This window comes from Burkholderia sp. HMSC10F09 (assembly GCF_001806955.1).
Classification (GTDB): Bacteria; Pseudomonadota; Gammaproteobacteria; order Burkholderiales; family Burkholderiaceae; genus Burkholderia; species Burkholderia multivorans.
On record NZ_KV786939.1, the window covers coordinates 1 to 850 of the forward strand.

An 850-nucleotide genomic window follows, 5' to 3' on the forward strand; every position below is an offset into this window, starting at 1 on the left:
CCACAGATTGAAGTGCTGGAACACCATCGCGAGCTTCGTGCGTACGCGCTGCAGCTGCTTCGGATCGGCGGCGCGCAGTGCGCCCGTCTTGTCGGCCGCGGTGCGCACTTCCTCGCGGTCGACGAAGATGCGGCCCGCATTCGGCTGCTCGAGGAAGTTGATACAGCGCAGCATCGTGCTTTTGCCGGAGCCGGACGAGCCGATCACGCTGATCACGTCGCCGGCGTTCGCCTTCAGCGACACGCCCTTGAGTACCTCGTTGCTGCCGTACCGCTTGTGAAGATCGTCGACGAAAAGCTTCTGGGTCTGGGAATTCATGAATAGTCCTGCGGAAACTTACTTGCCTTGCGGGCGCAGATACGCGAGCCAGCGGCGCTCGGCGCGGCGGAACAGCCAGACGAGCGTGAAGGAGATCACGAGATAGAGCAGGGCGGCGATCCCGAATGCGTGGAACGACATGTAGGTCGCCGAGTTGACGTCGCGCGCGATCTTCAGGATGTCGGGCACGGTCGCGGTGAACGCGACGGTCGTGGCGTGCAGCATCAGGATCACTTCGTTGCTGTAGAGCGGCAGCGAGCGGCGCAGCGCGGACGGCAGGATCACGCGGCGGTACATCGTGAACGTCGACATCCCGTACGCGCGCGCGGCTTCGATCTCGCCGTACGACGTCGCCTTGATCGCGCCCGCGAAGATCTCGGTGGTATACGCGCAGGTGTTCAGCGTGAACGCGAGCAGCGTGCAGTTCATGCCTTCGCGGAAGAACGCATCGAGCATCGGCGTGCCGCGCACGACCTGCAGGCTGTACAGGCCCGTATAGCAGAGCAGCAGCTGCACGTAGAGCGGCGTGCCG

At 64.0% G+C, this 850-nt stretch carries 2 protein-coding genes; both read right to left on the reverse strand.

The annotated features are described in order from the left end of the window. Nucleotides 1–318 (reverse strand): ATP-binding cassette domain-containing protein (locus HMPREF3115_RS28035; protein ID WP_141751750.1); only part of this gene is annotated, 318 nt, incomplete at its 3' end. Nucleotides 319–336: 18 nt separating this feature from the next. Beyond that, nucleotides 337–850: histidine ABC transporter permease HisM (gene hisM / locus HMPREF3115_RS28040; protein WP_256276459.1), on the reverse strand; the 514-nt coding region annotated here is incomplete at its 5' end.